We start from the raw sequence: 4,870 nt of genomic DNA, 5'->3' as shown, positions 1-4,870 counted from the left end.
GGAGTTTAAAAAACTTATATAATGATAAACACTATATAAGTTGATATAATTAAAATTATATATAGCTAAAAGAGGGGGCAGAAAATATGTTAGGAACAATTGTAAATAGTGTAGCAATAATTTTAGGGTGTTTAATAGGATTATTAGTTAAAGGTAAGGCATCACAAAAAAATAGTGACACAGTAATGAATGGTTTAGCTTTATGCGTGTTATACATAGGTATATCAGGCTCACTAAAAGGAGAGGATACTTTAGTAACTATAATATGTATTGCAATAGGTGCATTAATAGGGGAACTTATAGACATTGACAAATGGTTAAATAAGTTAGGAGAGTTCTTAGAAAGTAAATTTAATAAAGAACAAAAAGAAGGTAGTGTGTCTATTTCACAAGGATTTGTGTCAGCTAGTTTATTATTTTGTATAGGTGCGATGGGAATTGTAGGCAGTCTCCAAAGTGGATTAACTGGAAATCACGAAACTTTGTTTGCTAAGTCTATATTAGATGGAATAATTTCTATAATTTTTACAGCGACTTTAGGAATTGGAGTTATGTTTTCATCAGTATCAGTATTTTTATATCAAGGTATAATAACTATAGGAGCATCAGCTTTATCAGGTGTATTAAGTACGCAAGTAATAAATTCTATGACTGCTGTTGGTAGTTTATTGATTGTTGGATTAGGATTAAATATGTTAAAAGCTACTAATATAAAGATTGCAAATTTATTGCCAGCAGTGTTTTTACCTATTTTAGCTGGTATTTTAGGTATAATATAATATTAGTATAAAATAAAACAAATAATTATTCAGACAACTAATTTGTTTCAAATTTTTATATATAAACCTACATTAAAGTTAAAATAGAGATAGTGTGTAAGAAAAATTTTAGACAAATTCCTTATTTAGAAGGAGAATAGCCATAATAATCAAATATATAATATATGGGAGAGAGAAATTTGATTAAAAGTAGGGGGAATGTACTATGATTACGTTTGATATAAATGGGGCTACTGTAGAGTTTGATGAAAAAATGGATAATTATAATAGAGTAAGGAAATTATTTAAATTATATGCTAGGCAAGCTAGTGAAAGCTTTGAAGAAGATTGTTTAAATGACATACAAAGCGTAAAACAAATATCAGAAAAATGTTTAGATATGGGCATAGAGTATATTGAAGATGGACTAAAAAAGGCAATTGAGACTATTGTTAGTTTTGATATTATTACAATAGATCTTGATATATTTAAAAATGCTTATTGTAATAAATATTTAAATTATGAGAGACTATTTAATAATTTAAATAAAGAAAAGTTAGTTAACAACAAAAATAAAAAGAATAATTATGTAAAGTTTTATGATACTAAGCCTATTATAAAAAAGCTAAGTCAATATATATATGAAGATTGTTTTAATATACATTATGCCGTAGTAGATGCACTGATAGAAAATAAAATAACTACAATAAATTCATATATAGATAAAGAAAATAAACAAAAAGCTAATGCACTTTTTAATAATTATAGAGATGGATTTATAACTAAAACAGATGAGTGTAGAGTAGTTAAACAGATAATAGATTTAAATCCATATAGAAAAGATGTATACGAATTTTTAATAAAAGAAGATGGAGATTTTAATAAAGAAATTGAGAGATTAACTGATTATTTAGGATACGATATAACAAATCATAAAGCTAATTTAATGGATATATATATAAAGGAATTAATAAAAGAGGACATAGGTGATATTGAAGTTAATAAAGAGAAGGTTGAAAAGTACGCAAAATATATAGGTTGCAGTGATTATTCTATATATTTAGCTAGAATAGATGCTATATATACCTTTGAGAATGCTTAAAGTAAAAAGGAGTATTTCTTAATAATTTATAAATTATTAAGAAATACTCCTTTTTTATATAAGTTTACCACAATAACAGGAGCATTAGTAGGCCAGAATTAGAGGGCGCATTATCAGATGCTGGTGTTATAAATTGCAGGAATGAAACAAATAATTCAAACATAAAATATGTAGACATGCATTTAAGCAACACGCCTCAATGGGTAAAGTATGGATTTTTAGGTAAAATGGATATAGCATTAGTAGAAGCTATAGCAATTTATAAAAAAAGGAAGTATGATGGTTAAAATAGAATCTTAAAATGAGAATGATTATAAAATTTTATAAATATAAGGTAAATAAAAAATATATTTATAGTAGGATAGTTATGTTATATTATTTTATATAAAAAATTAAAGTTTATATCTAGGTAGAAAAATAAGGGGGATTTTTTTATGACAAGCAATAAAGAACAAATTCAAGCTGGATTTAGCAAATGGGAAGAAAGCAAAGTTAATAAAAGTTTAGCTAAGTTTCCAGAGAGAAAAGAAACATTTGAGTTTGACACAGGTGAAGAGGTAAAAAGATTATATACACCATTAGATGTTGAACCTAATTATGAAAATGATCTAGGATATCCAGGCCAATATCCTTTTACAAGAGGTGTACAACCTACTATGTATAGAGGGAAATTCTGGACTATGAGAATGTATGCTGGTTTTGCAACAGCAGAAGAATCAAATCAAAGATATAAATATTTAATAGAACAAGGTTCTATGGGACTTTCAGTTGCATTTGACCTTCCTACACAAATGGGATATGATTCTGATGATTCTATAGCTGAAGGTGAAGTTGGTAAAGTTGGAGTTTGTATAGATTCTTTAGCTGATATGGAAATATTATTTGATGGAATACCTCTAGATAAGGTATCTACATCAATGACTATAAATGCACCAGCATCAGTACTTTTAGCTATGTATATAGCAGTAGCTGAAAAACAAGGTGTTTCTTCAGATAAATTAAGAGGAACAATACAAAATGATATATTAAAAGAGTATGTGGCAAGAGGTACTTACATATTCCCAGTAAAACCATCTATGAGATTAATAACTGATATATTTGAATATTGTTCAAAAGATGTACCCAAATGGAATACGATAAGTATATCAGGATATCACATAAGAGAAGCTGGGGCAAATGCAGTTCAAGAAGTAGCATTTACATTAGCTGATGGTATAGCATATGTTAATGCAGCTATAGAAGCAGGTCTTAATGTCGATGATTTTGCACCTAGATTATCATTCTTCTTCAATGCACATAACAATTTATTAGAAGAAGTTTCAAAATTTAGAGCAGCAAGAAGAATATGGGCAAAAATAATGAAAGAAAGATTTAAAGCAACTAATCCTAAATCATGGGCTCTTAAGTTCCACACTCAAACAGCAGGATGTACACTAACAGCTCAACAACCAGAAAATAACATAGTTAGAGTAGCAATTCAAACATTAGCGGCAGTACTAGGAGGTACTCAATCATTACATACTAATTCAAAAGATGAAGCACTAGCACTTCCAACAGAAGATTCAGTGAGAGTAGCACTTAGAACACAACAAATAGTAGCACATGAAAGTGGTGTAGCTGATAGTATAGACCCTCTAGCTGGTTCTTATTATGTAGAAAGCTTAACTAATCAAATAGAAGAGCAAGCTTTAGAAATAATAGGAAAAATAGATGAATTAGGTGGAGCGCCGCAAGCTATAGAAAAAGGATTTATACAACAAGAAATAATGGATAGTGCATATAGATATCAAAAAGAAATAGAAAATAATGATAGAATAATAGTTGGTGTAAATAAATTCCAAATAGAAGAAGAAGCACCAAAAGGACTATTAAAAGTTGACCCTATGGTTGGAGAAAGACAAAAAGAGAAGATAAAAGCTCTTAAAGAAAGAAGAAATAATGAGAGAGTAAAAGAAACTCTAGAAGCTTTAAGAAAGGCTTGTAACTGTGATGAAAATGTAATGCCATATATATTAGATGCAGTTAAAGAATATGCTACATTAGGTGAAGTATGCGGTGTTATGAGACAAGAATTTGGTGAATATAAACAAACAGTTATGATATAAAGGGAGGGAGAATAACATGAGACCAATAAGAGTATTAGTTGCAAAGCCAGGCCTAGATGGTCATGATAGAGGAGCTAAAGTAATAGCTAGAGCATTAAGAGATGCAGGTATGGAAGTTATATATACTGGACTTCGTCAAACGCCAGAACAAATAGTAGCAGCAGCTATTCAAGAAGATGTTGATGTTGTTTCAATGAGTATTTTATCGGGAGCACATAATCACTTATTACCAAAAGTTGTAGAATTATTAAAATCTGAAGAAGCTAATGATGTATTAGTAATAGGTGGAGGGGTTATACCTGAGGATGATATACCATACTTAAAAGAAAAAGGAATAGCTGAGATATTTACTCCAGGGACACCAACTTCAGTAACTATAGAGTTTATACAAAAAAATATTAAAAGAGCATTAGCTTAATAAAATAAAAAAAGAGATTGTGTTAGACTTATCACTATTGTAGAAAATCAAGTTTGTAAACACACAGGTGGGGGCTTATGTTGTTGGAATAACAGGCCCCTTGGTTCAGGTAAATCTATATTTACTGACAAGCTAGAATAATACACAATAAAAATTTATAAGTGTAGGGATATAGTATGGATATATTAAGAGTGGATCATGTAGGTATAGCTGTAAATAATTTAGAGGAAACTTTAAAGTTTTGCGAAGGTAACTAGAATTTAAAATCTTTGGGGGTGATTTTATGTCACAAGAGAAATTAAATTTACTTCATGAAAAAAGAAGTAAAATAGAATTGGGTGGAGGACAAAAAAGAATAGATAAACAACATGCATCAGGAAAATTAACTGCAAGAGAAAGATTAAATAAATTATTTGATGAAAATACTTTTGTAGAAGTAGATGCATTTGTAAAACATAGATGCTCTAATTTTGGAATGGAAAAACAA

General features: G+C 29.0%; 6 protein-coding genes. All 6 read left to right on the top strand.

Annotation, left to right across the window (positions count from 1 at the left end):
- Positions 1-86 precede the first annotated feature (86 nt).
- Positions 87-779 (top strand): DUF554 domain-containing protein, encoded by a 693-nt coding sequence (locus VLM92_RS09515; RefSeq protein ID WP_325276105.1) that lies wholly within the window; start codon positions 87-89, stop codon positions 777-779.
- A gap of 205 nt (positions 780-984) precedes the next feature.
- A complete protein-coding gene (locus VLM92_RS09510; RefSeq protein ID WP_325276104.1) occupies positions 985-1,860 on the top strand; it encodes a kinase in 876 nt (291 codons plus the stop codon).
- 83 nt (positions 1,861-1,943) lie between these two features.
- Positions 1,944-2,147, top strand: a complete 204-nt coding sequence (locus tag VLM92_RS09505) for a hypothetical protein (protein WP_325276106.1) — start codon at positions 1,944-1,946, stop codon at positions 2,145-2,147.
- A gap of 147 nt (positions 2,148-2,294) precedes the next feature.
- Positions 2,295-3,965, top strand: a complete 1,671-nt coding sequence (locus tag VLM92_RS09500; RefSeq protein ID WP_325276103.1) for a methylmalonyl-CoA mutase family protein — start codon at positions 2,295-2,297, stop codon at positions 3,963-3,965.
- A 16-nt stretch (positions 3,966-3,981) separates the two neighbouring features.
- Positions 3,982-4,383 (top strand): cobalamin B12-binding domain-containing protein, encoded by a 402-nt coding sequence (locus VLM92_RS09495; protein ID WP_325276102.1) that lies wholly within the window; start codon positions 3,982-3,984, stop codon positions 4,381-4,383.
- A gap of 283 nt (positions 4,384-4,666) precedes the next feature.
- Positions 4,667-4,870 (top strand): carboxyl transferase domain-containing protein (locus tag VLM92_RS09490; RefSeq protein WP_325275698.1); only part of this gene is annotated, 204 nt, incomplete at its 3' end.

This window comes from Romboutsia sp. (assembly GCF_035470145.1).
GTDB lineage: Bacteria > Bacillota > Clostridia > Peptostreptococcales > Peptostreptococcaceae > Romboutsia_D.
This window is presented reverse-complemented; position numbering and strand designations above follow the sequence as displayed.

Excerpts from the sequence above, each read along its gene's own strand:
- VLM92_RS09515 (WP_325276105.1), top strand. The coding sequence starts at position 87 with ATGTTAGGAACAATTGTAAATAGTGTAGCAATAATTTTAGGGTGTTTA.
- VLM92_RS09510 (WP_325276104.1), top strand. The coding sequence starts at position 985 with ATGATTACGTTTGATATAAATGGGGCTACTGTAGAGTTTGATGAAAAA.
- VLM92_RS09500 (WP_325276103.1), top strand. The coding sequence starts at position 2,295 with ATGACAAGCAATAAAGAACAAATTCAAGCTGGATTTAGCAAATGGGAA.
- VLM92_RS09495 (WP_325276102.1), top strand. The coding sequence starts at position 3,982 with ATGAGACCAATAAGAGTATTAGTTGCAAAGCCAGGCCTAGATGGTCAT.